The organism is Citrobacter sp. CK198, assembly GCF_030333295.1.
GTDB classification, from domain to species: Bacteria; Pseudomonadota; Gammaproteobacteria; order Enterobacterales; family Enterobacteriaceae; genus Citrobacter_B; species Citrobacter_B koseri.
In genome coordinates this window covers 537,742-564,127 of sequence record NZ_JAOWGE010000030.1, presented here as the reverse complement: position 1 = coordinate 564,127, position 26,386 = coordinate 537,742, and the positions used below count along the sequence as shown (strand labels likewise).

General features: G+C 53.6%; 29 protein-coding genes. 18 read left to right on the top strand and 11 right to left on the bottom strand.

Features of this window, described 5'->3' with window-relative positions; translation table 11 throughout:
- From nudB to ruvB, 5 genes are all read left to right on the top strand, one after another.
- Positions 1–444 carry a dihydroneopterin triphosphate diphosphatase gene (nudB, locus tag OGY62_RS11690; protein WP_110494133.1) on the top strand — a complete coding sequence of 148 codons (444 nt, stop codon included), beginning with the start codon at positions 1–3 and terminating at the stop codon, positions 442–444.
- A 28-nt stretch (positions 445–472) separates the two neighbouring features.
- Complete coding sequence (locus OGY62_RS11685) at positions 473–1,213, top strand: YebC/PmpR family DNA-binding transcriptional regulator (protein ID WP_286459925.1); 741 nt, start codon at positions 473–475, stop codon at positions 1,211–1,213.
- Positions 1,214–1,250: 37 nt separating this feature from the next.
- Entirely contained in the window at positions 1,251–1,772 is a 522-nt protein-coding gene (gene ruvC / locus OGY62_RS11680; protein WP_012131995.1) for a crossover junction endodeoxyribonuclease RuvC, read from the top strand.
- Positions 1,773–1,852: 80 nt separating this feature from the next.
- A complete protein-coding gene (gene ruvA, locus OGY62_RS11675) occupies positions 1,853–2,464 on the top strand; it encodes a Holliday junction branch migration protein RuvA (protein WP_012131997.1) in 612 nt (203 codons plus the stop codon).
- 8 nt (positions 2,465–2,472) lie between these two features.
- Positions 2,473–3,483 (top strand): Holliday junction branch migration DNA helicase RuvB, encoded by a 1,011-nt coding sequence (gene ruvB / locus OGY62_RS11670; protein WP_012131998.1) that lies wholly within the window; start codon positions 2,473–2,475, stop codon positions 3,481–3,483.
- Positions 3,484–3,570: 87 nt separating this feature from the next.
- Here the strand turns inward: ruvB and znuB are convergent, their stop codons facing one another.
- Positions 3,571–4,356: a zinc ABC transporter permease subunit ZnuB gene (znuB, locus tag OGY62_RS11665; RefSeq protein WP_012132001.1), complete on the bottom strand. Its 786-nt coding sequence runs from the start codon at positions 4,354–4,356 to the stop codon at positions 3,571–3,573.
- Positions 4,353–5,108 carry a zinc ABC transporter ATP-binding protein ZnuC gene (gene znuC, locus OGY62_RS11660; protein WP_012132002.1) on the bottom strand — a complete coding sequence of 252 codons (756 nt, stop codon included), beginning with the start codon at positions 5,106–5,108 and terminating at the stop codon, positions 4,353–4,355. The genes znuB and znuC overlap by 4 nt, the downstream gene beginning before the upstream one ends.
- 78 nt (positions 5,109–5,186) lie before the next feature.
- Between znuC and znuA the strand changes: the two genes are divergently transcribed.
- From znuA to lpxM, 3 genes are all read left to right on the top strand, one after another.
- Entirely contained in the window at positions 5,187–6,131 is a 945-nt protein-coding gene (gene znuA / locus OGY62_RS11655; protein WP_286459923.1) for a zinc ABC transporter substrate-binding protein ZnuA, read from the top strand.
- A gap of 15 nt (positions 6,132–6,146) precedes the next feature.
- Positions 6,147–7,466, top strand: a complete 1,320-nt coding sequence (mepM, locus tag OGY62_RS11650) for a murein DD-endopeptidase MepM (protein WP_049008838.1) — start codon at positions 6,147–6,149, stop codon at positions 7,464–7,466.
- Between the two features lie 119 nt (positions 7,467–7,585).
- Complete coding sequence (lpxM, locus tag OGY62_RS11645) at positions 7,586–8,557, top strand: lauroyl-Kdo(2)-lipid IV(A) myristoyltransferase (protein ID WP_058669451.1); 972 nt, start codon at positions 7,586–7,588, stop codon at positions 8,555–8,557.
- Between the two features lie 84 nt (positions 8,558–8,641).
- Here lpxM and pyk read toward each other — a convergent pair whose 3' ends face one another.
- Together pyk and hexR are read right to left on the bottom strand one after the other, a co-directional pair.
- Positions 8,642–10,084 (bottom strand): pyruvate kinase, encoded by a 1,443-nt coding sequence (gene pyk / locus OGY62_RS11640; protein WP_012132007.1) that lies wholly within the window; start codon positions 10,082–10,084, stop codon positions 8,642–8,644.
- Between the two features lie 123 nt (positions 10,085–10,207).
- Positions 10,208–11,077: a DNA-binding transcriptional regulator HexR gene (gene hexR, locus OGY62_RS11635; RefSeq protein ID WP_012132008.1), complete on the bottom strand. Its 870-nt coding sequence runs from the start codon at positions 11,075–11,077 to the stop codon at positions 10,208–10,210.
- Between the two features lie 357 nt (positions 11,078–11,434).
- Between hexR and zwf the strand changes: the two genes are divergently transcribed.
- From zwf to kdgA, 3 genes are all read left to right on the top strand, one after another.
- On the top strand, positions 11,435–12,910 hold the full coding sequence (gene zwf / locus OGY62_RS11630) for a glucose-6-phosphate dehydrogenase (RefSeq protein ID WP_012132010.1): 1,476 nt from the start codon (positions 11,435–11,437) through the stop codon (positions 12,908–12,910).
- 233 nt (positions 12,911–13,143) lie between these two features.
- The gene (gene edd, locus OGY62_RS11625) at positions 13,144–14,955 is read left to right on the top strand and encodes a phosphogluconate dehydratase (RefSeq protein WP_104868543.1); all 1,812 of its coding nucleotides are present in this window, start codon (positions 13,144–13,146) and stop codon (positions 14,953–14,955) included.
- Between the two features lie 37 nt (positions 14,956–14,992).
- Complete coding sequence (gene kdgA / locus OGY62_RS11620) at positions 14,993–15,634, top strand: bifunctional 4-hydroxy-2-oxoglutarate aldolase/2-dehydro-3-deoxy-phosphogluconate aldolase (protein WP_012132013.1); 642 nt, start codon at positions 14,993–14,995, stop codon at positions 15,632–15,634.
- A gap of 88 nt (positions 15,635–15,722) precedes the next feature.
- Here the strand turns inward: kdgA and purT are convergent, their stop codons facing one another.
- Entirely contained in the window at positions 15,723–16,901 is a 1,179-nt protein-coding gene (gene purT / locus OGY62_RS11615; protein ID WP_286459921.1) for a formate-dependent phosphoribosylglycinamide formyltransferase, read from the bottom strand.
- Between the two features lie 132 nt (positions 16,902–17,033).
- Here purT and yebG point away from each other — a divergent pair, with 132 nt between their 5' ends.
- The 4 genes from yebG to ptrB all read left to right on the top strand — a co-directional run bounded on the left by yebG (position 17,034) and on the right by ptrB (position 20,718).
- A complete protein-coding gene (yebG, locus tag OGY62_RS11610) occupies positions 17,034–17,324 on the top strand; it encodes a DNA damage-inducible protein YebG (protein ID WP_012132015.1) in 291 nt (96 codons plus the stop codon).
- Between the two features lie 121 nt (positions 17,325–17,445).
- Complete coding sequence (gene yebF / locus OGY62_RS11605; protein ID WP_024130257.1) at positions 17,446–17,802, top strand: protein YebF; 357 nt, start codon at positions 17,446–17,448, stop codon at positions 17,800–17,802.
- A gap of 93 nt (positions 17,803–17,895) precedes the next feature.
- A complete protein-coding gene (locus OGY62_RS11600; RefSeq protein WP_058669276.1) occupies positions 17,896–18,555 on the top strand; it encodes a tellurite resistance TerB family protein in 660 nt (219 codons plus the stop codon).
- Between the two features lie 87 nt (positions 18,556–18,642).
- Positions 18,643–20,718 (top strand): oligopeptidase B, encoded by a 2,076-nt coding sequence (gene ptrB / locus OGY62_RS11595; RefSeq protein ID WP_286459919.1) that lies wholly within the window; start codon positions 18,643–18,645, stop codon positions 20,716–20,718.
- On the opposite strand, the gene exoX is transcribed toward ptrB, so the two are convergent.
- The 3 genes from exoX to OGY62_RS11580 form a co-directional block, all read right to left on the bottom strand.
- Complete coding sequence (exoX, locus tag OGY62_RS11590; RefSeq protein WP_012132019.1) at positions 20,700–21,362, bottom strand: exodeoxyribonuclease X; 663 nt, start codon at positions 21,360–21,362, stop codon at positions 20,700–20,702. The two genes, ptrB and exoX, sit on opposite strands and share 19 nt — an antisense overlap.
- A 23-nt stretch (positions 21,363–21,385) precedes the next feature.
- On the bottom strand, positions 21,386–22,042 hold the full coding sequence (locus OGY62_RS11585) for a carbon-nitrogen hydrolase family protein (protein WP_024130258.1): 657 nt from the start codon (positions 22,040–22,042) through the stop codon (positions 21,386–21,388).
- A 105-nt stretch (positions 22,043–22,147) separates the two neighbouring features.
- On the bottom strand, positions 22,148–22,378 hold the full coding sequence (locus tag OGY62_RS11580) for a DNA polymerase III subunit theta (RefSeq protein ID WP_024130259.1): 231 nt from the start codon (positions 22,376–22,378) through the stop codon (positions 22,148–22,150).
- Positions 22,379–22,518: 140 nt separating this feature from the next.
- Between OGY62_RS11580 and yobA the strand changes: the two genes are divergently transcribed.
- Genes yobA through OGY62_RS11565 form a run of 3 tightly spaced genes read left to right on the top strand, consistent with a single transcriptional unit; the run spans position 22,519 to position 24,123 of the window.
- The gene (yobA, locus tag OGY62_RS11575; RefSeq protein ID WP_012132022.1) at positions 22,519–22,893 is read left to right on the top strand and encodes a CopC domain-containing protein YobA; all 375 of its coding nucleotides are present in this window, start codon (positions 22,519–22,521) and stop codon (positions 22,891–22,893) included.
- Positions 22,893–23,768 carry a copper homeostasis membrane protein CopD gene (gene copD / locus OGY62_RS11570; protein ID WP_286460009.1) on the top strand — a complete coding sequence of 292 codons (876 nt, stop codon included), beginning with the start codon at positions 22,893–22,895 and terminating at the stop codon, positions 23,766–23,768. The genes yobA and copD overlap by 1 nt, the downstream gene beginning before the upstream one ends.
- Before the next feature lie 16 nt (positions 23,769–23,784).
- Positions 23,785–24,123 (top strand): YebY family protein, encoded by a 339-nt coding sequence (locus OGY62_RS11565; RefSeq protein WP_012132024.1) that lies wholly within the window; start codon positions 23,785–23,787, stop codon positions 24,121–24,123.
- 388 nt (positions 24,124–24,511) lie between these two features.
- Here the strand turns inward: OGY62_RS11565 and OGY62_RS11560 are convergent, their stop codons facing one another.
- The 3 genes from OGY62_RS11560 to OGY62_RS11550 form a co-directional block, all read right to left on the bottom strand.
- Positions 24,512–25,591, bottom strand: a complete 1,080-nt coding sequence (locus tag OGY62_RS11560) for a tyrosine-type recombinase/integrase (protein WP_194208836.1) — start codon at positions 25,589–25,591, stop codon at positions 24,512–24,514.
- Positions 25,566–25,838, bottom strand: coding sequence for an excisionase (locus tag OGY62_RS11555; protein ID WP_194208835.1), 273 nt, complete (start codon positions 25,836–25,838; stop codon positions 25,566–25,568). Before OGY62_RS11555 ends, OGY62_RS11560 begins: the two co-directional genes overlap by 26 nt.
- Positions 25,839–25,943: 105 nt before the next feature.
- On the bottom strand, positions 25,944–26,366 hold the full coding sequence (locus tag OGY62_RS11550; RefSeq protein ID WP_194208834.1) for a PerC family transcriptional regulator: 423 nt from the start codon (positions 26,364–26,366) through the stop codon (positions 25,944–25,946).
- Between the last annotated feature and the right edge of the window lie 20 nt (positions 26,367–26,386).

Below are 26,386 nucleotides of genomic sequence, written 5' to 3'. Positions count from 1 at the left end.
ATGGCATACAAACAGCCTGTCTCGGTGTTAGTCGTGATTTATGCAAAGGACACCGGGAGAGTGCTGATGTTACAGCGACGCGACGATCCTGATTTCTGGCAGTCGGTTACCGGCAGTCTGGAAGAGGGCGAAACCGCGTCGCAAGCCGCTATGCGCGAAGTAAAGGAAGAGGTCACAATAGATGTTGCAGCAGAGCGACTGACCTTAATTGACTGTCAGCGCACGGTGGAATTTGAGATTTTTTCACATTTACGTCATCGCTACGCGCCGGGAATTGAGCGTAATACTGAATCCTGGTTTTGCCTGGCACTTCCCTCTGAACGAGAGATCGTGTTCACCGAACATCTGACCTATCGTTGGGTTAATGCGGATGAAGCCGCGCAGTTAACCAAGTCGTGGAGTAACCGGCAGGCGATTGAAGAGTTTGTAATTAACGTCGCCTGAGAAGGCGCGCTTTTTGGAGATATTATTTATGGCAGGTCATAGTAAATGGGCCAACACCAGACACCGTAAAGCAGCGCAGGATGCTAAACGCGGTAAAATTTTCACCAAAATCATTCGTGAGCTGGTGACGGCGGCCAAACTGGGCGGCGGCGACCCGGACGCTAACCCGCGTCTGCGTGCGGCAGTCGATAAAGCGTTGTCGAACAACATGACCCGCGACACGCTGAATCGTGCGATTGCGCGCGGCGTCGGCGGCGATGATGATGCGAACATGGAAACCATCATCTATGAAGGTTACGGTCCTGGCGGCACGGCTGTGATGGTTGAGTGCCTGTCTGACAACCGTAACCGTACCGTTGCGGAAGTGCGTCACGCTTTCAGCAAATGCGGCGGCAACCTGGGTACTGACGGTTCCGTGGCTTACCTGTTCAGCAAAAAAGGGGTGATCTCCTTCGAACAGGGTGACGAAGACACCATCATGGAAGCTGCGCTGGAAGCCGGTGCGGAAGACGTTGTGACCTTTGATGACGGCGCGATTGACGTCTACACCGCATGGGAAGAGATGGGCAAAGTGCGCGACGCGCTGGAAGCTGCGGGTCTGAAAGCGGACAACGCTGAAGTGTCCATGCTCCCGTCCACCAAAGCGGATATGGATGCGGAAACCGCGCCGAAACTGATGCGTCTGATCGATATGCTGGAAGACTGCGACGACGTGCAGGAAGTTTACCATAACGGTGAGATCTCTGATGAGGTTGCGGCTACGTTATAATGACGTGGTTTAATTCCGTTCTAATCGGAGGCGCGTGATGTCTATTATTCTCGGTATCGACCCGGGTTCACGCGTCACGGGTTATGGCGTGATTCGTCAGGTGGGCAGGCAACTGACTTACCTGGGCAGCGGGTGTATCCGCACGAAAGTGGATGATTTACCGTCTCGTCTGAAGCTGATTTATGCGGGCGTGACGGAAATCATCACCCAGTTCCAGCCGGACTATTTCGCGATTGAACAGGTGTTTATGGCGAAGAACGCGGACTCCGCGCTTAAGCTGGGTCAGGCGCGCGGCGTGGCGATTGTCGCGGCGGTAAACCAGGATCTTCCGGTGTTTGAGTATGCCGCCCGTCAGGTGAAGCAAACCGTTGTCGGGATCGGCAGCGCCGAGAAAAGCCAGGTACAGCACATGGTGCGCACGTTGCTGAAACTCCCGGCAAATCCCCAGGCGGATGCGGCGGATGCGCTGGCTATCGCCATCACCCACTGCCACGTTAGCCAGAACGCGATGCAAATGAGTGACTCGCGGCTCAATCTGGCGCGTGGGCGGCTACGATAATGACAAATGAGGCTGGATATCTATCCAGCCTTTTTTTATGATACCACTTTACTTTTTCGGCCCCAACGCAGGAGCGCAATGTGATAGGCAGACTCAGAGGCATTATTCTGGAAAAACAACCCCCGCTGGTATTACTTGAGGTGGGCGGCGTAGGCTATGAAGTCCATATGCCGATGACCTGTTTTTATGAGCTCCCGGAATCTGGAAAAGAAGCGACCGTATTCACCCATTTTGTGGTGCGTGAAGATGCGCAATTGCTGTACGGGTTTAACAATAAACAGGAGCGAACCCTGTTTAAAGAACTGATCAAAACGAACGGCGTTGGGCCGAAACTCGCGCTGGCGATCCTCTCCGGGATGTCGGCTCAGCAGTTTGTGAATGCCGTTGAGCGCGAGGAGCCCGCCGCGTTGGTGAAACTGCCGGGTATTGGTAAAAAAACCGCAGAACGCCTGATCGTTGAAATGAAAGATCGCTTCAAAGGCCTGCACGGTGACCTCTTTACGCCGGCCGCCGACCTGGTGCTGACCTCTCCGGCAAGTCCGGCAACGGATGATGCGGAGCAAGAAGCGGTTGCTGCGCTGGTGGCGCTGGGCTATAAACCACAGGAAGCCAGCCGCATGGTGAGCAAAATTGCCCGCCCTGACGCCAGCAGTGAAACATTGATTCGCGAAGCACTCCGCGCCGCGTTATGAGGTAAAGGATGATAGAAGCAGATCGCCTGATTTCAGCAGGTGGAACCCAGGTGGAAGAGGTTGCCGATCGCGCCATTCGCCCGAAGTTGCTGGAAGAGTACATTGGTCAGCCTCAGGTGCGTTCGCAAATGGAGATCTTTATCCAGGCGGCAAAGCTGCGCGGCGACGCGCTCGATCACCTGCTGATCTTTGGCCCGCCGGGGCTGGGGAAAACGACGCTGGCTAATATTGTCGCCAATGAAATGGGCGTGAACCTGCGCACCACGTCTGGCCCGGTGCTGGAAAAGGCGGGCGATCTGGCGGCGATGCTGACCAACCTTGAACCTCATGATGTGCTGTTTATCGATGAGATCCACCGTTTATCACCGGTGGTGGAAGAGGTGTTGTATCCGGCGATGGAAGATTATCAGCTGGACATTATGATTGGCGAAGGGCCTGCTGCGCGTTCGATAAAAATCGATCTGCCGCCTTTTACGCTGATTGGCGCCACCACGCGAGCCGGGTCATTGACGTCGCCGCTGCGTGACCGTTTCGGTATTGTTCAGCGGCTGGAGTTTTATCAGGTGCCTGACCTGCAACACATCGTCGGGCGCAGCGCGCGGTTTATGGGGCTGGAAATGAGCGATGAAGGCGCGCTGGAGGTTGCCCGCCGCGCTCGCGGTACGCCGCGTATCGCCAACCGCCTGTTGCGTCGCGTACGTGATTTTGCCGAAGTGAAACATAACGGCGCCATCTCTGCGGATATCGCCGCTCAGGCGCTGGATATGCTGAATGTCGATGCGGAAGGGTTTGACTATATGGACCGCAAGCTGCTGCTGGCCGTAATTGATAAATTCTTTGGCGGCCCCGTCGGTCTCGATAACCTGGCCGCAGCCATTGGCGAAGAGCGTGAAACGATTGAGGACGTACTGGAACCGTATTTGATTCAGCAGGGCTTTTTGCAACGAACCCCGCGCGGGCGAATGGCGACGGTGCGGGCGTGGAATCATTTTGGAATAACGCCGCCGGAAATGCCTTAACTTATGTGAGTTAGGCCGGATGGCGGCTGCGCCTTATCCGGCCTGCCGTAGGCCCGGTAAGCGTAGCGCCACCGGGAAACAACACGCTTAGCTCGCCTGCTTCTTCATCATGCTGAAAATAAACAGCAGCGCGGCACACAGCACCACTGACGGGCCTGCCGGCGTGTCGTAAAACGCAGAAAACGTCAGACCGCCTGTAACCGCTATCATACCCATTCCTACTGCGACACCCGCCATCTGCTCCGGGGTGCGGGCAAAGCGACGCGCCGTGGCGGCAGGAATAATCAGCAATGAGGTGATGATCAACGCGCCAACGAACTTCATCGCCACGCCGATAGTCAATGCGGTGACCAGCATCAGCAGGAGCTTAACGCGCTGTAACTTCACGCCATCGACAAAAGCCAGATCCGGGCTAATGGTCATCGACAGCAGATTACGCCACTGCCAGAAGAGGATCGCCAGCACGATAACCACGCCGATGGCGATGAAAATCAGGTCTTCCGGCGTCACGGCCAGCAGGTCGCCAAACAGATAAGCCATCAAGTCCACGCGAATGTTGGACATCAGGCTGACGACCACAAGACCTAACGACAGGGCACTGTGCGCCATAATGCCGAGAAGCGTGTCGATAGCGAGGTGAGGGCGTTTCTCCAGCCACACCAGACCGGCTGCCAGCATCAGCGTAACGGCAATCACCGCATAGAACGGGTTGATGTCCAGCAGCAACCCAAAAGCGACCCCCAGCAGCGAGGCGTGCGCCAGCGTATCGCCAAAATAGGACATTCGACGCCAGACCACGAACGAGCCCAGCGGGCCAGCGGCGCAGGCCAGCATGATCCCAGCTAACCAGCCAGGCAATAACAGTTCAATCATGAGTGTCCATTTCCCCGGCGCAGTACGATACGGCCTTGTAAATCGTGGCGATGATTATGATGATGACGGTAAATCCCCAACTGTTCTGCGCCGCGCGGCCCGAACATAGAGATGAATTCAGGATGCATGGAAACGATTTCAGGGGTGCCGGAGCAACAGATGTGGTGATTCAGACACAGCACTTCATCCGTTTTCGCCATCACCAGGTGCAGGTCGTGCGAGACCATCAGCACCGCGCAATCCAGCTCGCGCCGCAGCTGGTCAATGAGATCGTACAGGGCGACCTGACCATTGACATCCACGCCCTGAGTCGGCTCATCCAGCACCAGCAGCTGTGGTTGATTCAGCAGCGCGCGGGCTAACAAAACGCGCTGGGTTTCACCGCCGGACAGCTTTTGCATGGGGGCGTCAATGAGGTGTCCGGCCTGAACGCGTTTCAGGGCCGGAAGAATGTCGGTTTTTTGCGTACCGGGGCGTAAGCGTAAAAAGCGGCTTACCGTCAGCGGCAGCGTGGTGTCGAGATACAGTTTTTGCGGGACGTAGCCAATACGCAACTGCCCGTTGCGCTTGATCAGCCCTTCATCAGGCGCTACCAGCCCTAATACTACGCGTACCAGCGTAGACTTCCCGGCACCGTTTGGGCCGAGAAGCGTCAAAATTTTTCCTGGTCTGAGTTCAAGCGACACGTCAGAAAGGACGCGGCGTTGACCGAAAGAGACCGAAACATTTTCCAGTGAAACCAAAGTCGTCATGTCAATTTTAGGCTTGCAGAAGTCATAGAATGTTATAATATCACATTTCTCACATTCATTACGATGATTAGTCGCATTATGTTACATAAAAATACGCTTCTTTTCGCAGCATTATCCGCTGCGCTATGGGGTGGTGCAACACAGGCCGCAAATGCCGCCGTTGTCGCCTCTCTCAAGCCCTTAGGTTTCATCGCTTCCGCCATTGCCGATGGCGTCACGGACACCCAGGTTTTATTGCCGGATGGGGCGTCTGAGCATGATTATTCACTGCGTCCGTCTGACGTAAAACGCTTACAGGGCGCGGACTTAGTTGTCTGGATCGGCCCTGAGATGGAAGCGTTCATGGAAAAGTCAGTAAAGAACATTCCTGACGGAAAACAGGTAACGATTGCGCAGCTCGCCGACGTGAAACCGCTACTCATGAAAGGCGCTGATGACGACGATGACGATCACGATCACGGGCATGAGCACGGTGAAAAAGGTGACGCACATCACCATCATGGTGATTACAACATGCATCTTTGGCTTTCCCCAGAGATAGCGCGGGCTTCAGCGGTTGCAATCCATGAAAAATTAGTGGAACTTATGCCGCAAAGTCGAGCCAAACTTGACGCCAACCTGAAGGATTTTGAGGCACAATTAGCCGCAACCGATAAGCAGGTAGGTAACGAGCTCGCACCGCTCAAGGGGAAAGGGTACTTCGTTTTTCATGACGCCTACGGCTACTACGAAAAACATTATGGGCTAACTCCGCTTGGTCACTTTACCGTGAACCCTGAGATTCAACCTGGTGCGCAGCGTTTACATGAAATAAGAACACAGTTGGTTGAGCAAAAAGCAACCTGCGTTTTTGCTGAGCCACAGTTCAGGCCAGCGGTCGTTGAAGCCGTTGCGAGAGGGACATCCGTTCGAATGGGAACGTTGGATCCCCTCGGAACGAACATTAAACTGGGTAAAACAAGCTATTCAGCGTTTCTGAATCAATTAGCCAACCAGTATGCGAGCTGCCTGAAAGGAGATTAATGAGGAAGTGAATACGTGCAACAGATAGCCCGCTCTGTCGCCCTGGCATTTAATAATCTGCCCCGACCCCACCGCGTTATGCTGGGGTCGCTTACTGTTCTGACACTGGCCGTCGCGGTATGGCGGCCTTACGTTTACCACCCTGACTCTGCGCCCATCGTCAAAACCATCGAACTGGAAAAGAGTGAAATTCGTTCGCTGCTGCCTGAAGCCAGCGAACCGATTGATCAGGCTGCGCAGGAAGATGAAGCGATCCCACAGGATGAGCTGGACGACAAAACGTCTGGCGAAGTGGGCGTGCATGAATATGTTGTCTCCACCGGCGATACGCTGAGCAGCATTTTGAATCAGTATGGCATTGATATGGGCGATATCAGCCGACTGGCCGCTGCGGATAAGGAACTCCGTAATCTGAAAATCGGCCAGCAGATCTCCTGGACGTTGACGCCGGACGGCGATTTGCAACGCCTGACCTGGGAAGTCTCACGCCGCGAAACGCGTACCTACGATCGTAGCGGAACGGGTTTCAAAATGAGCAGCGAAATGCAGCAGGGCGACTGGGTCAATAGCCTGATGAAAGGCGCGGTTGGCGGGAGCTTTGTCGCCAGTGCGAAAGACGCCGGTTTGACCAGCGCAGAAGTCAGCGCCGTCATTAAAGCGATGCAGTGGCAGATGGACTTCCGTAAGCTGAAAAAAGGCGATGAGTTCTCTGTGTTGATGTCGCGTGAAATGCTGGATGGCAAGCGTGAACAGAGCCAGCTTCTGGGCGTGCGTCTGCGTTCAGATGGAAAAGATTATTACGCGATTCGCGCGGAAGACGGTAAGTTCTATGACCGAAACGGCACAGGGCTTGCGAAAGGATTCCTGCGCTTCCCGACGGCGAAGCAGTTCCGCATTTCGTCAAACTTTAATCCGCGTCGTCTGAACCCGGTGACCGGTCGCGTTGCGCCGCATAAAGGCGTCGATTTTGCGATGCCGCAAGGTACGCCCGTGCTGTCGGTCGGTGACGGTGAGGTCGTGGTAGCGAAACGCAGCGGCGCGGCAGGTTATTATGTCGCTATCCGTCACGGCCGTACTTACACCACGCGTTATATGCACCTGCGTAAGCTGCTGGTGAAACCTGGGCAAAAAGTGAAACGTGGCGATCGTATCGCGCTGTCAGGCAATACCGGGCGTTCTACCGGGCCGCATCTGCACTATGAAGTCTGGATTAACCAGCAGGCTGTTAACCCGCTGACGGCAAAACTGCCGCGTACCGAAGGGCTGACAGGTTCTGACCGCCGTGCTTATCTGGCGCAGGTCAAAGAAGTCCTGCCGCAGTTGCGCTTCGATTAATAAATATGCTTATGGAGCCGGTACGCGATGCGTACCGGCTTTTTTATTTTGTGTGGCGCACAGCGCGCCGCTACACTATCAACAGATTTACTTTTCGTGGCATCAAACACTGGAAAAGCATGGAAACGAAAAAAAATAACATTGAGTACATCCCTGAGTTTGAGAAATCTTTTCGTCATCCACGCTATTGGGGTGCCTGGCTGGGCGTGGCCGCAATGGCGGGTATTGCATTAACGCCCGCGTCGTTTCGCGATCCTTTACTGGCGAAGCTGGGACGTTTTGCCGGACGTCTGGGGAAAAGCGCCCGGCGTCGCGCGCTGATCAACTTATCTCTGTGTTTTCCTGAGTACAGCGAAGCAGAGCGTGAAGCTATCGTCGACAGAATGTTTGCGACCGCACCACAGGCGATGACCATGATGGCCGAACTGGCGATTCGTGGGCCTGAAAAACTGCAAAAGCGCGTCGACTGGCAGGGGCTGGAGATCATTGATGAGCTGCGGCGGAATAATGAAAAGGTGATCTTTCTGGTGCCGCACGGGTGGGGCGTGGATATTCCCGCGATGCTGATGGCGTCCCAGGGGCAGAAAATGGCGGCGATGTTCCATAACCAGGGTAACCCGGTATTTGACTATGTCTGGAACACGGTCCGTCGTCGTTTTGGTGGTCGTCTGCATGCGCGCAATGATGGCATCAAGCCGTTTATCCAGTCTGTCCGTCAGGGCTACTGGGGATACTATCTGCCGGATCAGGATCATGGCCCGGAACACAGTGAGTTTGTTGATTTCTTCGCAACCTACAAAGCGACGCTGCCAGCCATTGGCCGGTTAATGAAGGTGTGTCGTGCTCGCGTGGTGCCGCTTTTCCCGGTTTATGATGGTAAAACGCACCGTCTGACCATCCTGGTGCGACCGCCGATGGACGATCTTCTGACTGCGGATGACCACACTATCGCCAGACGGATGAACGAAGAGGTGGAAATTTTTGTCAGACCGCATCCTGAGCAATATACCTGGATTCTGAAACTGCTCAAAACCCGCAAACCGGGTGAAATTCAGCCGTATAAGCGCAAAGAGTGGTATCCCATCAAATAAAAAAAGCCTCTCGTCAGAGAGGCTTTTTTGTTACCCGGCCTGTAAGCCTGATAAGCGAAGCGCCATCAGGCTTATCACCAACGATTACTCGACGGTCAGGATACGCGTGGTATTGGTGGAGCCGATGGTGCTCATCACGTCGCCCTGGGTCACGATAACCAGATCGCCCGAAACCAGATAGCCTTTATCGCGCAGCAGGTTAACTGCTTCGCTTGCCGCGACAACGCCGTCCGCCGCGCTGTCAAAGTGAACCGGCGTAACGCCACGGTAAAGAGAGGTCAGGTTCAGCGTGCGTTCATGGCGGGACATGGCGAAAATCGGCAGGCCGGAACTGATACGCGAAGTCATCAGCGCCGTACGACCGGATTCGGTCATGGAGATAATCGCCGTTACCCCTTTCAGGTGGTTCGCCGCATACATGGCGGACATTGCGATCGCTTCTTCAACGTTGTCGAACTGGACATCCAGACGGTGTTTAGAGACATTGATGCTCGGGATCTTTTCTGCGCCCAGGCAAACGCGCGCCATTGCCGCAACGGTTTCTGCCGGGTATTGTCCTGCCGCCGTTTCCGCCGACAGCATGACGGCGTCGGTGCCGTCCAGCACGGCGTTCGCCACGTCCATCACTTCCGCGCGGGTCGGCATTGGGTTGGTGATCATCGATTCCATCATCTGCGTGGCGGTAATCACCGCACGATTCAACTGACGAGCGCGGCGAATCAGCGCTTTTTGAATCCCGACCAGTTCAGGATCGCCAATCTCAACGCCGAGGTCGCCACGCGCAACCATCACCACGTCTGATGCAAGAATAATGTCGTCCATTGCGTTCTGGTCGCAGACGGCTTCCGCGCGCTCTACTTTCGCGACGATTTTGGCGTCGCAACCTGCATCGCGCGCCAGGCGACGCGCATAATTCAGATCTTCGCCGCAGCGCGGGAAGGAGACAGCCAGATAATCCACGCCGATCTGCGCTGCGGTAACGATATCCGCTTTATCTTTCTCGGTCAGCGCTTCGGCGGAGAGACCGCCGCCCAGCTTGTTGATCCCTTTATTGTTAGAGAGCGGGCCGCCGACGGTCACTTCGGTGAAGACTTTCATGCCCTGAACTTCCAGCACTTTTAGCTGTACGCGACCATCATCAAGCAGCAGGATGTCGCCAGGCACGACGTCAGCAGGCAGGCCTTTATAATCAATACCGACTTTATCTTTGTCGCCTTCGCCTTTGCCCAGGTTGGCATCAAGAAGGAATTTATCGCCAATATTGAGGAAAACTTTGCCTTCTTTAAAGGTGGATACACGAATTTTTGGCCCCTGGAGGTCACCCAGAATCGCCACATGACGCCCCAGTTTGGCGGCAATCTCACGAACTTTATCCGCGCGCACTTTGTGATCTTCCGGCGTGCCGTGAGAGAAGTTCATACGTACGACGTTCGCGCCAGCAGCGATAATCTTTTCAAGGTTGTTATCGCGGTCAGTTGCCGGGCCTAACGTGGTAACGATTTTGGTTCTGCGAAGCCTTCTGGACATGTAATACTCCGTTGACTGAAACAACTTGGTGTTGCGTGAACATTGATCCGGTCGTTCTGAGACCTTAACGGTTAAAAATGAACGTATCCGAATGACGAAAAGGATAGAACATTGTTATTGCTTTTAGCTGTCATTACTCTTGATGAGTAATTCTTTATCAAAACGCGATTCCTTGAGCGCTTCCTTGACACGCTTCAAGTTATCTCTGAATTTTGCCCCACGACGCAAAGTAAATCCTGTTGCCAGCACATCTATCACGGTCAGTTGAGCAAGTCGAGAGATCATGGGCATATAAATGTCAGTATCTTCCGGCACATCAAGGGTAATTGCCAGCGTTGCTTCTCGTGCCAGCGGCGTTCCGGCAGAGGTTAGCGCAATCACCATCGCATCGTTTTCGCGCGCCAGCTGCGCCAGTTCCACCAGACTTTTGGTTCGGCCGGTGTGGGAAATGAGCACGACCACGTCATCATCGCTACAATTCATACAACTCATACGTTGCAGGACAATGTCGTCGGAGTAGATCACCGGCACGTTGAAGCGAAAAAACTTGTTCATGGCGTCGTGCGCCACGGCCGCAGAGGAACCCAGGCCAAAAAAGGCGATTTTCTTCGCCTGGGTGAGCAAATCGACGGCACGGTTTATCGCAGATTTATCCAGCGACTGGCGAACGTGGTCCAGACTGGCCATCGCAGACTCGAAGATTTTCCCCGTATAGGACTCAACGCTGTCATCTTCATCCACATTGCGATTAACATAAGGGGTACCATTCGCCAGACTTTGTGCCAGATGCAGTTTAAAATCAGGGAAGCCGCGCGTATCCATGCTGCGGCAAAAACGGTTCACGGTAGGCTCACTGACGTTCGCTTCCTGGGCCAGCGTAGCAATACTTGAATGAATCGCGCGGTCGGGGGAGGCAACGATAACATCGGCTACTTTACGTTCTGACTTGCTCAAATGTTCCAGTTGAGACTGGATTTTTTCTAGCATATTCATGATGTAGAAAAGCTCACAGTTAATAACGATTTCAATGATGTGAGAAATCGAGATGCGATTTTGTTAGATATTACCCCTGAGCATCCGGGAAGGGGGCAAAATGGATAGAATAGTTGTTGTTTTTTTTCATTACATGATCGGTGTCTGATTTTAGCTGTCTGTCACATGTACGAAAACGACAATTTTTTTATCTGTTTTACGGCTATTTACCGCGGGAAAACCGAAGATCGCCCGAATCGCACGGGTGGATAAGCGTTTACAGTTTCGGGATTCACGTAAAAGCAGTACAGTGCATTGTAATAAAATTACAACTATACCCTGGCAAAAGCACCGGGATATTTAACTGAGGAGAATGACATGGCGGTAACGCAAACAGCCCAGGCATGTGACCTGGTCATTTTCGGCGCGAAAGGCGACCTGGCGCGCCGAAAATTGCTGCCTTCCCTGTATCAACTGGAGAAAGCCGGTCAGATTAACCCGGATACCCGTATTATCGGGGTGGGTCGCGCGGACTGGGACAAAGATGCCTATACCAAAGTGGTTCGCGAAGCGCTCGAAACCTTCATGAAAGAAAAGATTGATGAAGGCTTGTGGGATACCCTGAGCGGCCGTCTGGATTTTTGCAATCTGGACGTTAACGACACTGAGGCGTTTGGTCGCCTGGGGGCCATGCTGGATCAAAAATCGCGCACCACCATTAACTATTTTGCGATGCCGCCGAGCACCTTTGGCGCCATCTGTAAAGGTCTGGGTGAAGCGAAGCTGAACGCTAAACCGGCTCGCGTGGTAATGGAAAAACCGCTGGGCACCTCGCTGGCGACCTCGCGTGAAATCAACGATCAGGTAGGCGAGTACTTTGAAGAGTGCCAGGTTTACCGTATCGACCACTATCTGGGCAAAGAGACCGTTCTTAACCTGCTGGCGCTGCGTTTTGCCAACTCGCTGTTCGTGAATAACTGGGACAACCGCACGATTGATCATGTGGAAATTACCGTTGCGGAAGAGGTGGGTATTGAAGGTCGCTGGGGCTACTTCGACCAGGCGGGCCAGATGCGCGACATGATCCAGAACCACCTGCTGCAAATTCTGTGCATGATTGCGATGTCGCCGCCGTCCGATCTGACGGCCGACAGCATCCGCGATGAGAAAGTGAAAGTGCTGAAGTCGCTGCGCCGCATCGATCGCTCGAACGTGCGCGAGAAAACGGTTCGCGGGCAATACACCACCGGTTTTGCTCAGGGCAAAAAAGTGCCGGGCTACCTCGAAGAAGAGGGAGCGAACAAGAGCAGCAACACCGAGACCTTTGTGGCGATTCGCGTGGACATCGACAACTGGCGCTGGGCGGGCGTACCGTTCTACCTGCGCACCGGTAAACGTCTGCCGACCAAATGCTCTGAGGTTGTCGTCTACTTCAAGACGCCTGAGTTGAACCTGTTCAAAGAGTCCTGGCAGGATCTGCCGCAGAACAAGCTGACCATCCGTCTGCAACCTGATGAAGGTGTGGATATCCAGGTGCTTAACAAAGTGCCGGGTCTGGATCACAAACACAATTTGCAGATCACCAAGCTGGATCTGAGCTACTCCGAAACCTTCAATCAAACGCATCTGGCGGATGCTTACGAGCGTCTGTTGCTGGAAACCATGCGCGGTATTCAGGCGCTGTTCGTGCGTCGTGATGAAGTTGAAGAGGCCTGGAAGTGGGTGGACTCCATCACTGAAGCCTGGGAAATGGATAATGATGCGCCAAAACCGTATCAGGCGGGGACCTGGGGGCCGGTCGCTTCGGTGGCGATGATCACCCGTGATGGCCGTTCCTGGAATGAGTTTGAGTAAAATTCCATCTAGCCCATAGGTGTTATTTTACCGGTAACATGATCTAACACAGATTGTAGAACAATTTTTGCACTTTTAAGCCTCGCGTGGATTCACCCGCGGGGCTTTTTTTATTACACTGCCGGAAGTGATTTTGCCCCAGTGCGCCATATAACAAGCGATTCAGCAATATTTAACCTTACTGAAACTCTTTGTTAATCGGCGGCACAGACAAATAAATTTCAGGAGCCTCTATGAATCCAAATTTGTTACGCGTAACAAAACGCATTGTCGAACGCTCGCGTGAGACACGTTCTGCCTACCTCGCCCGTATTGAACAAGCGAGAACATCCACTGTTCATCGCTCGCAGCTGGCATGCGGTAACCTGGCGCACGGCTTTGCCGCCTGCCAGCCTGACGACAAAGCGTCACTGAAGAGCATGTTGCGTAACAATATCGGGATCATCACCTCTTACAACGACATGCTTTCCGCTCATCAGCCGTATGAGCACTATCCAGAGATCATCCGCAAAGCGCTGCATTCCGCGAATGCGGTAGGCCAGGTCGCCGGCGGCGTTCCTGCGATGTGTGATGGCGTGACGCAGGGGCAGGACGGTATGGAGCTTTCTCTGCTGAGCCGCGAAGTGATAGCAATGTCGGCGGCGGTGGGGCTGTCTCACAATATGTTTGATGGCGCGCTGTTCCTTGGCGTGTGTGACAAAATCGTCCCCGGTCTGGCGATGGCGGCGCTGTCATTTGGCCACCTGCCGTCTGTTTTCGTGCCTTCCGGCCCGATGGCAAGTGGTCTGCCTAATAAAGAAAAAGTGCGTATCCGCCAGTTATATGCGGAAGGGAAGGTCGATCGCATGGCGCTGCTGGAATCTGAGGCGGCCTCTTACCACGCGCCAGGCACCTGTACGTTCTACGGCACCGCCAACACCAACCAGATGGTGGTGGAGTTCATGGGGATGCAGTTGCCCGGCTCATCCTTTGTTCACCCGGACGCGCCGTTGCGTGAAGCGCTGACCGCTGCCGCCGCGCGCCAGGTGACGCGCCTGACCGGTAACGGCAACGAATGGATGCCGATCGGTAAGATGATTGATGAAAAAGTGGTCGTGAACGGCATTGTGGCGCTGCTGGCAACCGGCGGTTCAACCAACCACACCATGCACCTCGTCGCGATGGCGCGGGCGGCAGGCATCCTGATTAACTGGGATGACTTCTCCGATCTGTCGGAAATCGTACCGTTGATGGCGCGTCTGTATCCGAATGGCCCGGCAGATATTAATCACTTCCAGGCGGCAGGCGGCGTACCGGCACTGATGCGTGAACTGCTGAATGCGGGACTGCTGCATGAAGATGTGAATACCGTGGCGGGTTTTGGTCTGTCTCGCTATACCTTCGAACCGTGGCTGAACAACGGCGAACTGGACTGGCGCGAAGGGGTGGCGAAATCCCTGGACAGCAATGTGATTGCCACCTTTGATAAGCCGTTCTCCCACCACGGCGGAACGAAAGTGCTGAGCGGCAACCTTGGCCGCGCGGTCATGAAAACGTCTGCGGTGCCGGTTGAAAATCAAATTATTGAAGCGCCAGCGGTTGTTTTTGAAAGTCAGCATGATGTTTTACCGGCTTTTGAAGCGGGTCTGCTTGACCGCGATTGCGTGGTGGTTGTGCGCCATCAGGGACCAAAAGCGAACGGAATGCCAGAATTACATAAACTCATGCCGCCACTTGGTGTATTATTGGACCGTTGTTTCAAAATTGCGTTAGTTACCGATGGACGGCTTTCCGGTGCTTCAGGTAAAGTGCCTTCAGCAATCCATGTAACCCCGGAAGCCTATGATGGCGGGCTACTGGCGAAAGTACGCGATGGCGACATTATTCGTGTGAATGGACAGACAGGCGAACTGACGCTGCTGGTTGATGATGCGGAACTTGCTGCTCGCCAGCCTCACATTCCTGACCTGAGCGCATCGCGCATCGGTACAGGCCGTGAGATGTTCAGCGCGTTGCGTGAAAAACTGTCCGGCGCCGAGCAGGGCGCAACCTGTATGACGTTTTAAGACGACAAATTTTGTACTCAGGCGAGAGAAAACTCTGATGAAAAACTGGAAAACAAGTGCAGAAGCAATCCTGACCACAGGCCCGGTTGTACCGGTGATCGTGGTGAACAAACTGGAACACGCGGTGCCGATGGCAAAAGCGCTGGTTGCAGGCGGTGTGCGCGTTCTGGAAGTGACTTTACGTACCGCGTGTGCGATGGATGCCATCCGCGCTATCGCGAAAGAAGTGCCGGAAGCGATCATCGGTGCGGGTACGGTTCTGAACGCGCAACAGCTGGCGGAAGTGACGGAAGCGGGCGCGCAGTTTGCTATCAGCCCGGGCCTGACGGAGCCTCTGCTGAAAGCGGCGACCGAAGGCACCATTCCGCTGATTCCAGGTATCAGCACTGTTTCCGAACTGATGCTGGGTATGGACTACGGCCTGAAAGAGTTCAAATTCTTCCCGGCGGAAGCTAACGGCGGCACCAAAGCGTTGCAGGCGATCGCTGGTCCGTTCTCTCAGGTACGCTTTTGCCCGACTGGCGGTATCTCTCCGGCGAACTACCGTGACTACCTGGCGCTGAAAAGCGTTCTGTGTATCGGGGGTTCCTGGCTGGTTCCGGCTGACGCGCTGGAAGCGGGGGACTACGATCGCATCACGAAACTGGCTCGCGAAGCGGTAGAAGGCGCGAAACAGTAAGCTCAAATGCCCGGTGGCGCTGACGCTTACCGGGCCTACGTTTTATAGGGTTGTAGGCCGGATAAGCGCAGCGCCATCCGGCATTTTTTTACCCCGCGACTTTCACCTGTGCCGCCGCGTATTTTGCACGCTCAACGGCCTCTTCGACGCGTTCCGCTGTCGCCAGCGCGACGCCTAACCGACGAGTTCCGTCGATGTCCGGCTTGCCGAAGAACCGCACCTGTAAACCCGCTCCGACGGCCGCTTGTACATTATCAAACGTTACATTCTGGCTGGTGAGCGTCGGTAAAATAACGGCGGACGCGGCAGGGCCATACTGACGAATTTCGCCCACGGGCAGGCCGAGGAAAGCGCGAACGTGCAGGGCAAACTCTGACAGATCTTGCGAAATCAACGTCACCATGCCGGTATCATGCGGTCGCGGGGAGACTTCGCTAAAAACCACTTCATCGCCGCAGACAAAAAGCTCGACGCCAAATAACCCATAGCCGCCTAACGCCAGAACAACCTTGCGGGCGATCTCCTGCGCGCGCGCCAGCGCCAGATCGCTCATCTGCTGCGGTTGCCAGGATTCACGATAATCGCCGTCTTCCTGACGATGGCCGACAGGGGCACAAAAATGGACGCCGTCTATGGCGCTGACGGTCAGCAGAGTGATTTCAAAATCGAATTTAACCACGCCTTCGACAATTACGCGCCCTGCGCCAGCGCGGCCGCCCTGTTGGGCATATTCCCATGCCTGCGACAGTTGGTCGGCGCTGCGGATGAAACTCTGTCCTTTACCGGAAGAACTCATCACCGGCTTCACGATGCAGGGAAAACCGATCTCCGCCACCGCCTCGCGAAAGCGTTCTTCGCTGTCGGCAAAACGGAAAGAAGAGGTCGGCAACGCCAGCTCTTCTGCCGCCAGACGACGGATGCCTTCACGGTTCATCGTCAGTTGCGTCGCCCGGGCGCAAGGCACCACATTCAGTCCTTCCTGCTCCAGTTCTACCAGCATGTCCGTCGCGATAGCTTCAATTTCCGGCACAATGAAATGCGGCTTTTCGTGTTCAACCACGCGGCGCAGCGCTTCGCCATCCAGCATATTGATGACGTGTGAACGGTGGGCGACGTGCATCGCTGGCGCATCCGGGTAGCGATCCACCGCGATAACTTCCACACCCAGGCGTTGGCATTCGATCGCCACTTCTTTTCCCAGTTCGCCTGAACCCAATAACATTACGCGCGTAGCCGCCGGACGCAGCGCGGTGCCTAATAACGTCATAAAATATATCCCCTGATTTAACTGGGCGCAGTATATACGAAAACGTTTGCGTCTGTCTTTATTGCCAGGTTGATTTCATTACTGAAAAGTAATATACTGTACATAATTACAGGTTATTGAGAGGCTGCAAAAATGGCGGTTGAAGTTAAATACGTGGTCATTCGGGAAGGTGAGGAAAAAATGTCGTTTACCAGCAAAAAGGACGCCGATGCGTATGACAAAATGCTTGATACGGCAGACCTGCTCGACACATGGCTTGAGCAGTCTCCGGTAGCAATGGAAGACGAACAGCGAGAAGCGCTTTCTCTGTGGCTGGCTGAACAAAAAGACGTATTGAGCACGATCCTGAAAACCGGCAAATTGCCGTCGCCGCAGGTGGTTAAAAGCGATGCGACGACGGAGGATGACACGCAAGCGGCCTGAGTCTGACTTGCGCTCCTGATGTTTTGTACCATGCTTTTTCCTGAATCATTGTGCTATGCCCGTGGATTTCGCGTTGCAAACATGCAGCCTGAAAGACGAAGGAGATATAAGGAGAAAAAGTATGAATAAAAAAAGAGGAGCGCTGTTGAGCCTGCTGTTGTTGTCCGCCAGCGTATCGGTCTTCGCTGCCGATACGGCCAGCAAATCGGTGAAATTCCCGACCTGTGAAGGGCTGAACGCTGATGGGATCGCCGCCAGCGTAAAGCGCGATTATCAGCAAAACCGTATCGTACGTTGGGCTGATGACCAAAAAAAGGTCGGACAGGCGAATCCGGTAGTGTGGGTCAACACTCAGGATATTACCGGCAAAGAGGGTAACTGGATGGTTCCTCTGACTGTTCGCGGGAAAAGTGCCGATCTTCATTATCTGGTAAAGGTTGATTGCAAAGCCGGAACCGCGGAATACCAGCCCCGCTAATGACAAATTTGCGCATCTTTTGCTGAATTAGACACTTCCTGACACCCCCTCAAGTACGCTTTGACGATTCATCGTTTGTATTTGAGGGGCAAAATGGCTAACTGGCTAAACCAATTACAATCTCTTCTCGGGCAAAACGGAGCCTCTGCATCTTCTTCAGGCGAGCAAGGGCTGAGTAAACTGCTGGTTCCCGGCGCGTTAGGCGGTCTGGCCGGTTTACTGGTCGCCAATAAATCTTCCCGTAAGTTACTGACTAAATATGGCACCAGCGCCCTGTTGGTTGGCGGCGGCGCGGTGGCAGGCACCGTCTTATGGAACAAATACAAAGAGAGGGTACGTGCTGCGCATCAGGATGAGCCGCAATTCGGCGCGCAGAGTACGCCGCTGGACCAACGAACCGAGCGGTTGATCCTCGCCCTGGTGTTTGCGGCGAAAAGCGACGGGCATATCGATAGCCAGGAGCGTGCAGCCATCGAACGCCAGTTGCGTGAAGCCGGGGTGGAGGAGCAGGGACGTGTGCTTATCGAACAGGCGATTGAACAGCCGCTCGATCCGCAGCGTCTGGCGCAAGGCATCCGTAATGAGGAAGAGGCGCTGGAAATTTACTTCCTGAGCTGTGCCGCCATTGATATCGACCATTTTATGGAGCGCAGTTATCTGAATGCGTTGGGCGATGCGCTGAAAATTCCTCAGGATGTGCGGGATGGCATCGAGCAGGATCTGCAACAGCAAAAGCAGGCTCTGCCAGGCTAACGTAATCCCCTGCATAGCATGTTTCGCTTGCATCGTGCGTGACTTTTGCCACCCTTATAGGGTGTTTAAAGACAAAAGAACAAAGACATGCTACCAAAAGCCACCCGTATTCCGCACACCATGACGCTGCATGGCGACACCCGTGTCGATAACTATTATTGGCTGCGAGACGACTCCCGCTCGCAGCCTGATGTCCTTGACTATCTGCATCAGGAAAACGCCTATGGACATCAGGTCATGGCGTCACAGCAGGCGTTACAGGATCGCGTGCTGAAAGAGATTATCGATCGCATTCCGCCCAGAGATGTTTCCGCACCTTACGTTAAAAATGGTTATCGCTACCGGCAGATTTATGAGCCAGGGTGTGAATATGCTATTTACCAACGCCAGTTGGCGCGAAGTGAAGAGTCGGATGCGTGGGATTTATTGCTGGATGCGAATCAGCGAGCGGCCCACAGCGAGTTTTATACCCTCGGTGGAATGGCCATTACGCCGGACAACACCATCATGGCGCTGGCGGAAGATTATCTTTCCCGTCGTCAGTATGGGCTGCGTTTTCGTAATCTTGAAAGCGGTAACTGGTACCCGGAACTGCTGGATAACGTGGCGCCAGAGTTTGTCTGGGCGAATGATTCGCTGACGCTTTACTACGTGCGTAAACACAGCACCACGTTGCTGCCTTACCAGGTATGGCGCCATACCGTGGGTACGCCGGCCACGCAGGATCAACTGGTCTATGAAGAAAAGGACGACGCTTTTTACGTCAGTTTGCACAAAACCACCTCTCAGCATTATGTGGTGATCCATCTTGCCAGTGCGACCACCAGTGAAGTGTTGTTGCTGGATGCTGAACTGGCCGATGCGGAACCCTTCTCGTTTTTACCACGGCGTAAAGATCATGAATACAGTCTCGATCATTACCAGCATAAGTTTTATCTGCGTTCCAATCGCCACGGAAAAAACTTTGGTCTGTATCGCAGCCGGGTACGTGATGAAAATGCCTGGGAAGAGCTGATTGCGCCGCGCGAGAGCATCATGCTGGAAGGGTTTACCCTTTTTACCGACTGGCTGGTGGTGGAAGAACGCCAGCGTGGTTTGACCAGCCTGCGGCAGATTAACCGTAAAACGCGTGAAGTAACGGGGATTGCGTTCGACGATCCGGCCTACGTCACCTGGCTTGCCTATAACCCTGAACCGGAAACGTCCCGCTTGCGTTATGGTTATTCATCGATGACGACGCCGGACACCTTGTTTGAGCTGGATATGGATACCGGCGAGCGGCGCGTGCTCAAACAAACGGATGTGCCGGGATTTGACGCTGCGAATTATCAGAGCGAGCACCTGTGGATTGTCGCCCGGGATGGCGTAGAGGTTCCGGTTTCGCTGGTTTACCATCGAAAACACTTCCGTAAGGGGCAAAATCCACTACTTGTCTACGGCTACGGTTCCTATGGCGCCAGCATGGATGCTGATTTCAGCAGCAGTCGGTTAAGTTTGCTGGATCGCGGGTTTGTTTACGCCATCGTGCATGTTCGCGGCGGCGGTGAGTTAGGTCATCAGTGGTATGAAGACGGCAAGTTTCTGAAAAAGAAAAATACGTTTAATGACTATCTTGATGCCTGCGACGCGTTGCTGAAACTGGGCTACGGCTCGCCTTCATTTTGCTATGGCATGGGCGGCAGCGCGGGCGGCATGTTGATGGGCGTCGCGATTAACGAACGTCCTGAACTTTTTCATGGCGTCATCGCGCAGGTGCCGTTTGTTGACGTCCTGACGACAATGCTTGATGAATCTATCCCTTTAACCACGGGAGAGTTCGAAGAGTGGGGAAATCCGCAGGATGCGGAATACTACGCGTATATGAAAAGCTACAGTCCGTACGACAACGTCACCGCGCAGGACTATCCGCATCTTCTGGTTACCACCGGGTTACATGATTCGCAGGTGCAATACTGGGAACCCGCCAAATGGGTCGCTAAACTGCGCGAACTGAAAACGGATGACCACCTGCTGTTGCTGTGTACGGATATGGATTCCGGGCATGGCGGGAAGTCCGGGCGTTTTAAAGCGTATGAGGGAGTGGCGCTGGAATTCGCTTTTCTGATTGGCCTCGCTCAGGGCACGTTGCCAGGGCAGGCAGGCGCTCAGGCGTCGCTCAGATAGTGTTTAAGCGTTAAACGCAGCTCCGGGCTCATGTTGTCAAGGTTATTAAATAACCAGCGCAGATAGCCCGGATCGCGCTCGGCGACTTCAGAAACGGCTTTGCCGCGATATTTGCCAAACGTAAATGTCGTTAACAGAGCCGGGCGTCCGGTAATGTCGACCATTTGTTCCGCCGTCCAGCCTGACGTGTTCATAATATCGATCAGCAATGCCGCCGTGATGTAGCAGTCATACAATGCGCGGTGATGATGAAGGCCGGGCGGTGTTTGCACGCTTAGCTTACGGGATTTGTAGAGCGCCATGTTGCTGTATTTGATCCCCGGCCATAACCGGCGGGACAGCTTCATGGTACAGATCCACTCTCCCGGCATCTCTGGCAGTACACGCCGGTCGAAACTGGCGTTATGCGCGACATACCATTCGCTTCCGTGATAGAGCGGAATGATATCTTCGATCCAGGGTTTATCGGCAACCATCGATTCACTGATACGGTGAATCGCCATCGCCTGCGGACTGATGGGGCGGTCGGGACGAACCAGATGGCTCATTGGATTGACAATTCTCCCCGCCACCACATCGACAGAGGCAATCTCAACAATCCCGCCCTGTAGTCCGCAGGTTTCCGTATCTATAACTCGCAACATGGGGTGCTCCCGACCGAAAACACCTAGCGTAATGGAATGATATCGCCTTGCCAACCCCGTGTCGTATGCTGACCTGTTAACAACAGAGAACCGCTGTCCGCGCGGACAATGAGTTGGCCGCTTTCATCCCATAGCGCGCTGCTGCCTCCGGCGTTTGCCATCAACACGGCAATGGCGAAGCGATGCGAAAACCGTTGCAGCCGGGAGGTGGAGGTAAATAAATCATGTTCGCTGACGCACTGGCTGGTGGTGAATAACGAAAAGGCGGGATCGATATCAATGCCTTCCGGCTGCTCATCCATCACGCTTATCGTTTTCCGGTGGCGGGCCACGCAGGCGCCGTGGCTTTGATGAAAGATCAGCGGCGATGTCACCCAGGGGGCGAAAATGGCAATGCCTCTGACTAACTGGCCGTTATGCTCAACCGGCAGCCCGGCAATAATCGTCATGCGGTATGCGGATGCCGCATAAGCAAGCGGCTGTAATAAGGACTCATCGGGCGGGACAGGGAGCGCCTGCGCCGTATCGTTGCATCCGGTTAACGACAGGGAAGGGAATACCAGGAGTTCGCATTGCTGGCTGGCAGCAATCTCAACAAATTGCAGATGGTGCGCGACATGTTCTGCCAGCGTGGCGCGAGGTGGTTCATACTGCGCCGCCGCGATTTTCCAGTGTGACATAATGATTTCCTTTTCATAGTGTCTACAATCATCCTTAAATCTTAGTTTAAGAATGTACTTATACTGTAGCAACTCATGTGTAAGGAAGTGTAACGCTATATAAGTTTATTTAACTTTCGGTTCGTAAGGTAAGCGTGACAGGGAAACCGACGCCAGACGGTGGGCAATCAGACGTTCACGAAACCATTCGCGCAGGTGTTCTGGCTGTTCACGCTCAACGACTTCTGCCACGACGGGCATATTGTAACGCTCTTTAAACGCCACACCGGCTGCGGCCAGGTCAACGTTAATCTTATCCATGTCAGCTTGTTCAAGTTGAGCCAGGTTCGTTTGCATACGCTTCTCCTTATCATCAATGGCGCGCAAAAGTTACTAAGAGTGCGCCTCAATGGCAAGCCGGAAATGATGATTCTCGACTCGACCATTATAGAAGGTTATTCTCTGTAAATCAGACATAACAAAAAGGAATAATTGATATGGCTTCTACTGCACCTTCTTTGCGCTATGCTCTCCTTTTCCTCGCCTCAACGCTGGCGGCGCCTGCGGCCTGGGCACATGCGCATCTGACGCATCAATACCCGGCGGCTGACGCTGAGGTGACTGCCGCGCCGCAGGCATTGACGCTGAATTTCTCCGAAGGCATTGAGCCTGGCTTCAGCGGGGCGACGCTGACCGGGCCAAAGCAGGAAAGCATCAAAACGCGGCCTGCGAAGCGCAATGAGCAGGATGCGAAACAGCTCATTATTCCTCTGGATCAGACGCTTAATCCCGGAACCTATACGGTTAACTGGCATGTGGTGTCGGTTGACGGTCATAAGACAAAAGGGCAATACACCTTTAGCGTGAAGTAATCATGCTGACGTTTACCTGGGTAGCGCTTCGCTTTATCCATTTTAGCGCCATGATGCTGGTGTTTGGCTGCGCGTTATATGGCGCGTGGCTGGCGCCGGTTTCTGTTCGTCGCCTGATGACTCGCCGCTTTCTGCGCCTGCAACAGCACGCTGCCGTGTGGAGCTTTGTCAGCGCGACGCTGATGCTGGCGATCCAGGGTGGACTAATGGGGGCGGGCTGGCAGGACGTGATCTCGGTTTCGATATGGGGCGCGGTTTTACAGACTCAATTTGGCGGCGTATGGCTGTGGCAGATTATTCTCGCGCTTGTCACGTTGGTCATGACGCTGGTTGTGCCGAGAAATTTACCGCGTCTGCTGTTCATCCTGATGATTGCCCAGTTTACGTTACTGGCAGGCGTTGGCCACGCCACGCTGAATGATGGCGTGGTGGGCGCGGTACAGCAGATTAACCATGCGACTCATCTGGTGTGCGCTGCGGCCTGGTTTGGCGGCCTGCTGCCGGTTATCTACTGTATGCGCATGGCGCAAGGTCGCTGGCGACAACAGGCCATCGAAACAATGATGCGTTTCTCCCGCTATGGTCATCTGTTTGTCGCGGGCGTATTGTGCACCGGCATCGCAAATGTGCTTTTTATTACGGGGTTTTCCGCCCCCTGGCATACCGCGTACGGGCAGTTTCTTTTGTTAAAATGTGTCCTTGTCCTGCTAATGGTGGCAATTGCGCTAACGAACCGGTATGTTCTCGTACCACGTATGCGGCAGGAAAATCGCCGCGCGAATCTCTGGTTTATCTGGATGACTCAGATTGAATGGGGAATTGGAGCCGTTGTGCTGGCGATTGTCAGCCTGTTCGCAACCCTGGAACCCTTCTGATGGACTGGCAAAACTCATGAAAAAAATGATTCTCTCTCTGCTATTGTTGGCAAGTTCAGGCGCTGCGCTGGCGGCGCCTCAGGTTATCACCGTGAGCCGCTTTGAAGTGGGCAAAGACAAGTGGGCGTTTAACCGCGAAGAGGTGATGCTGACCTGCCGACCGGGCCATGCCCTGTATGTCATCAACCCGAGCACGCTGGTGCAATACCCGCTGAACGATGTCGCAGAGCAGCAAGTTGCAAGCGGCAAAACCAACGCGCAGGCTATCACCGTCATTCAGATTGACGATCCGGCAAAACCGGGTGAAAAAATGAGCCTTGCACCGTTTATTGAACGCGCGGAAAAGCTCTGCTAATTACCAGAAGTATCTTTCTGATTTCCAATAAAAAACCGCAAGCCTCATGCAGAGGAACTTGCGGTTTTTTCGTTGTTGCGGCTGACAACGGTCGTTTTTTACCGGCCACTTTCGTCGTGGACTGGAAAACCTGGCGTCGTCATCTATTCTTAAAGGGCAAGGCGACTTAGCCTGCATTAATGCCAACTTTTAGCGCACGGCTCTCTCCCAAGAGCCATTTCCCTGGACCGAATACAGGAATCGTATTCGGTCTCTTTTTATTTTCCTTTAAAATCAAAGGCTTATGTATCTTCCCTCGAAATCCCTCGAAATTTCCTCGAATTTCCGTATCCGGTCTTTTTCCCTTATACCACAACAAAATTAGATTTAACATTTTTTAAACTGAAAATCAGAGCATCATATACGCCTTTTCATCACGCTCATCGAGATACATTTTTGTTGTGTTCTCTGATGTATGCCCCAGCAGCTTCTGGGCGAAATCTTCGCCGTAGGCATCTTTGTACAGTCGCCCGGACAAGCTGCGGATTTCATGAAACGGCGGCGGGTTTTCGCTGAATGCAATGTCAGTTAATTTCCTGGCAGCGACAAACTTTTTCGTCAGGCTGTCAGGGTGAATACTCCCGTCCGGGCTGTTCTTCCTGACCCCTGCGCTGATCAGATAGTCAGTCCTGCTCACAAGTCGGCAGCGATCGACCACCGTTCCGAGGCGCAGGCCGACGGATGGGAGACTGAGCGACAACGGTAACGCTATTTTCATCCCTGTTTTGATCTGTTTTACATATAGACGGTCATCAATAATATTACTGAATCGCATGCAGGAAACATCTTCGCGACGCTGACCAGTGATCAACGCGAGATCCATAGCCAGAGGAAACCATGTCGGCAGTTTCTCTGCTGCTGCACGAATTTTTCTATACACGTCCAGTCTCAGACGATCACGCGCAACCTCGATTTTGGGCGCGCGGGTTGGCTCAACCGGATTCTGTGTTATATGCCCCTCAACAACCGCCTCCCTGAACATATCTGATAAGACAGATCGCATTGCTCCCGCCATAGTATTCTTCCCTCCTTCAATCCACGTTTCCAGAAACGTAGCAATATGCTTTGTGGTCACTTCCGCCAGGAGCATTCCGCCCATTTTGTCCCGTATAGTCGCTAACTGGTTGCCACGGATCTTGTATGTGTTCGCCGACAGATTGCGACGCTGTAACAGTACCTCATAGCGCTCGATCCACTTTGTGACAGTAAGCGAGTCCAGACCTTTAAGTTTTTCAATCAGCGCAACAGGGGTGTAATTCTGCGCGATGAAGTTGTTGGCCTCGATCGCCTGTGCGACCGCATCCCTGCGGGAAATTTGCCCCAACACAATTTCTTTTTTAGTCAGCGGATTACGCCAGTAAAACGCTCTGTCATTTTTACGATAGGTGAGGTTCTTGGGTAGATTAGCGTCGTATCTTTTTTGACTCATTTATTAACTGCTCCAGCAACGCACTTTTTTTACCAGTTCGCCCGTTGGGATGGTGCTGTTGCAGCACTTTTCCCGCTTTGTTGGGCTTGATATAAAACGCTTCCGGGTTAACGCGGTATTCACGCCCATGAAGCTCGGGGGGCGGGTAGATGTTTCCGTTCCTCGCCCAGCGTCTGAGGGTCACTCGCGCCGGGGGATTGTCGGGATAAATCTTCGCTGCCCAGGTGGTCAGAGTTACGTATGACATCTCGTTACCTCATGACAGGCTGCATTATCGATATACAGCCCGTTTAAAACTGATTTTCATAAATCACTTAAATGGACACGCCGCGTTGATAGCTGTGCTGACTGTTTACGGCCTGGCTCTCAGCTTTCTGACGCATGCGTTACGACGCTGGGCGATCAGCGCTACTCCGGTAGCTGTGTTTTGCATCGCGACAAGCTCAGTTAGTAACGTCTGGGCGCGACGAAATAACCCGCGTTGTTCAAGTTGAGCTATTTTCTCTTCCAGATCTTTTATTTCGTCATAACTGCACTTCGGCGGAGGGGCATCAGGAATAATCGTCGGGGAATAACCCGGCGCGGCGCTGAACAGGCTTATTTTACCTTCTCTTTGTCGAATAACTTTTCCTTCACCGATCAATTTGCTTAGTAAGTTACTGCAACTACTGTTATTTCCCATGCCTGATATTTCGGTAATAACAGAAAGGGGGGAACGGGGGTTGTGATATACGAAATTAGTGATGATTTCTTTTTTTGAAAGTTTCATAGCCATTAATGGCCCCGAAGGGCCAC

Bases quoted from the DNA above. Each gene is read 5' to 3' on its own strand.
- nudB (WP_110494133.1), top strand. From the start codon at position 1: ATGGCATACAAACAGCCTGTCTCGGTGTTAGTCGTGATTTATGCAAAG.
- OGY62_RS11685 (WP_286459925.1), top strand. From the start codon at position 473: ATGGCAGGTCATAGTAAATGGGCCAACACCAGACACCGTAAAGCAGCG.
- ruvC (WP_012131995.1), top strand. From the start codon at position 1,251: ATGTCTATTATTCTCGGTATCGACCCGGGTTCACGCGTCACGGGTTAT.
- ruvB (WP_012131998.1), top strand. From the start codon at position 2,473: ATGATAGAAGCAGATCGCCTGATTTCAGCAGGTGGAACCCAGGTGGAA.
- znuB (WP_012132001.1), bottom strand. From the start codon at position 4,356: ATGATTGAACTGTTATTGCCTGGCTGGTTAGCTGGGATCATGCTGGCC.
- znuC (WP_012132002.1), bottom strand. From the start codon at position 5,108: ATGACGACTTTGGTTTCACTGGAAAATGTTTCGGTCTCTTTCGGTCAA.
- znuA (WP_286459923.1), top strand. From the start codon at position 5,187: ATGTTACATAAAAATACGCTTCTTTTCGCAGCATTATCCGCTGCGCTA.
- lpxM (WP_058669451.1), top strand. From the start codon at position 7,586: ATGGAAACGAAAAAAAATAACATTGAGTACATCCCTGAGTTTGAGAAA.
- pyk (WP_012132007.1), bottom strand. From the start codon at position 10,084: ATGTCCAGAAGGCTTCGCAGAACCAAAATCGTTACCACGTTAGGCCCG.
- hexR (WP_012132008.1), bottom strand. From the start codon at position 11,077: ATGAATATGCTAGAAAAAATCCAGTCTCAACTGGAACATTTGAGCAAG.
- zwf (WP_012132010.1), top strand. From the start codon at position 11,435: ATGGCGGTAACGCAAACAGCCCAGGCATGTGACCTGGTCATTTTCGGC.
- edd (WP_104868543.1), top strand. From the start codon at position 13,144: ATGAATCCAAATTTGTTACGCGTAACAAAACGCATTGTCGAACGCTCG.
- kdgA (WP_012132013.1), top strand. From the start codon at position 14,993: ATGAAAAACTGGAAAACAAGTGCAGAAGCAATCCTGACCACAGGCCCG.
- purT (WP_286459921.1), bottom strand. From the start codon at position 16,901: ATGACGTTATTAGGCACCGCGCTGCGTCCGGCGGCTACGCGCGTAATG.
- yebG (WP_012132015.1), top strand. From the start codon at position 17,034: ATGGCGGTTGAAGTTAAATACGTGGTCATTCGGGAAGGTGAGGAAAAA.
- yebF (WP_024130257.1), top strand. From the start codon at position 17,446: ATGAATAAAAAAAGAGGAGCGCTGTTGAGCCTGCTGTTGTTGTCCGCC.
- OGY62_RS11600 (WP_058669276.1), top strand. From the start codon at position 17,896: ATGGCTAACTGGCTAAACCAATTACAATCTCTTCTCGGGCAAAACGGA.
- ptrB (WP_286459919.1), top strand. From the start codon at position 18,643: ATGCTACCAAAAGCCACCCGTATTCCGCACACCATGACGCTGCATGGC.
- exoX (WP_012132019.1), bottom strand. From the start codon at position 21,362: ATGTTGCGAGTTATAGATACGGAAACCTGCGGACTACAGGGCGGGATT.
- OGY62_RS11585 (WP_024130258.1), bottom strand. From the start codon at position 22,042: ATGTCACACTGGAAAATCGCGGCGGCGCAGTATGAACCACCTCGCGCC.
- OGY62_RS11580 (WP_024130259.1), bottom strand. From the start codon at position 22,378: ATGCAAACGAACCTGGCTCAACTTGAACAAGCTGACATGGATAAGATT.
- yobA (WP_012132022.1), top strand. From the start codon at position 22,519: ATGGCTTCTACTGCACCTTCTTTGCGCTATGCTCTCCTTTTCCTCGCC.
- OGY62_RS11565 (WP_012132024.1), top strand. From the start codon at position 23,785: ATGAAAAAAATGATTCTCTCTCTGCTATTGTTGGCAAGTTCAGGCGCT.
- OGY62_RS11560 (WP_194208836.1), bottom strand. From the start codon at position 25,591: ATGAGTCAAAAAAGATACGACGCTAATCTACCCAAGAACCTCACCTAT.
- OGY62_RS11555 (WP_194208835.1), bottom strand. From the start codon at position 25,838: ATGTCATACGTAACTCTGACCACCTGGGCAGCGAAGATTTATCCCGAC.
- OGY62_RS11550 (WP_194208834.1), bottom strand. From the start codon at position 26,366: ATGGCTATGAAACTTTCAAAAAAAGAAATCATCACTAATTTCGTATAT.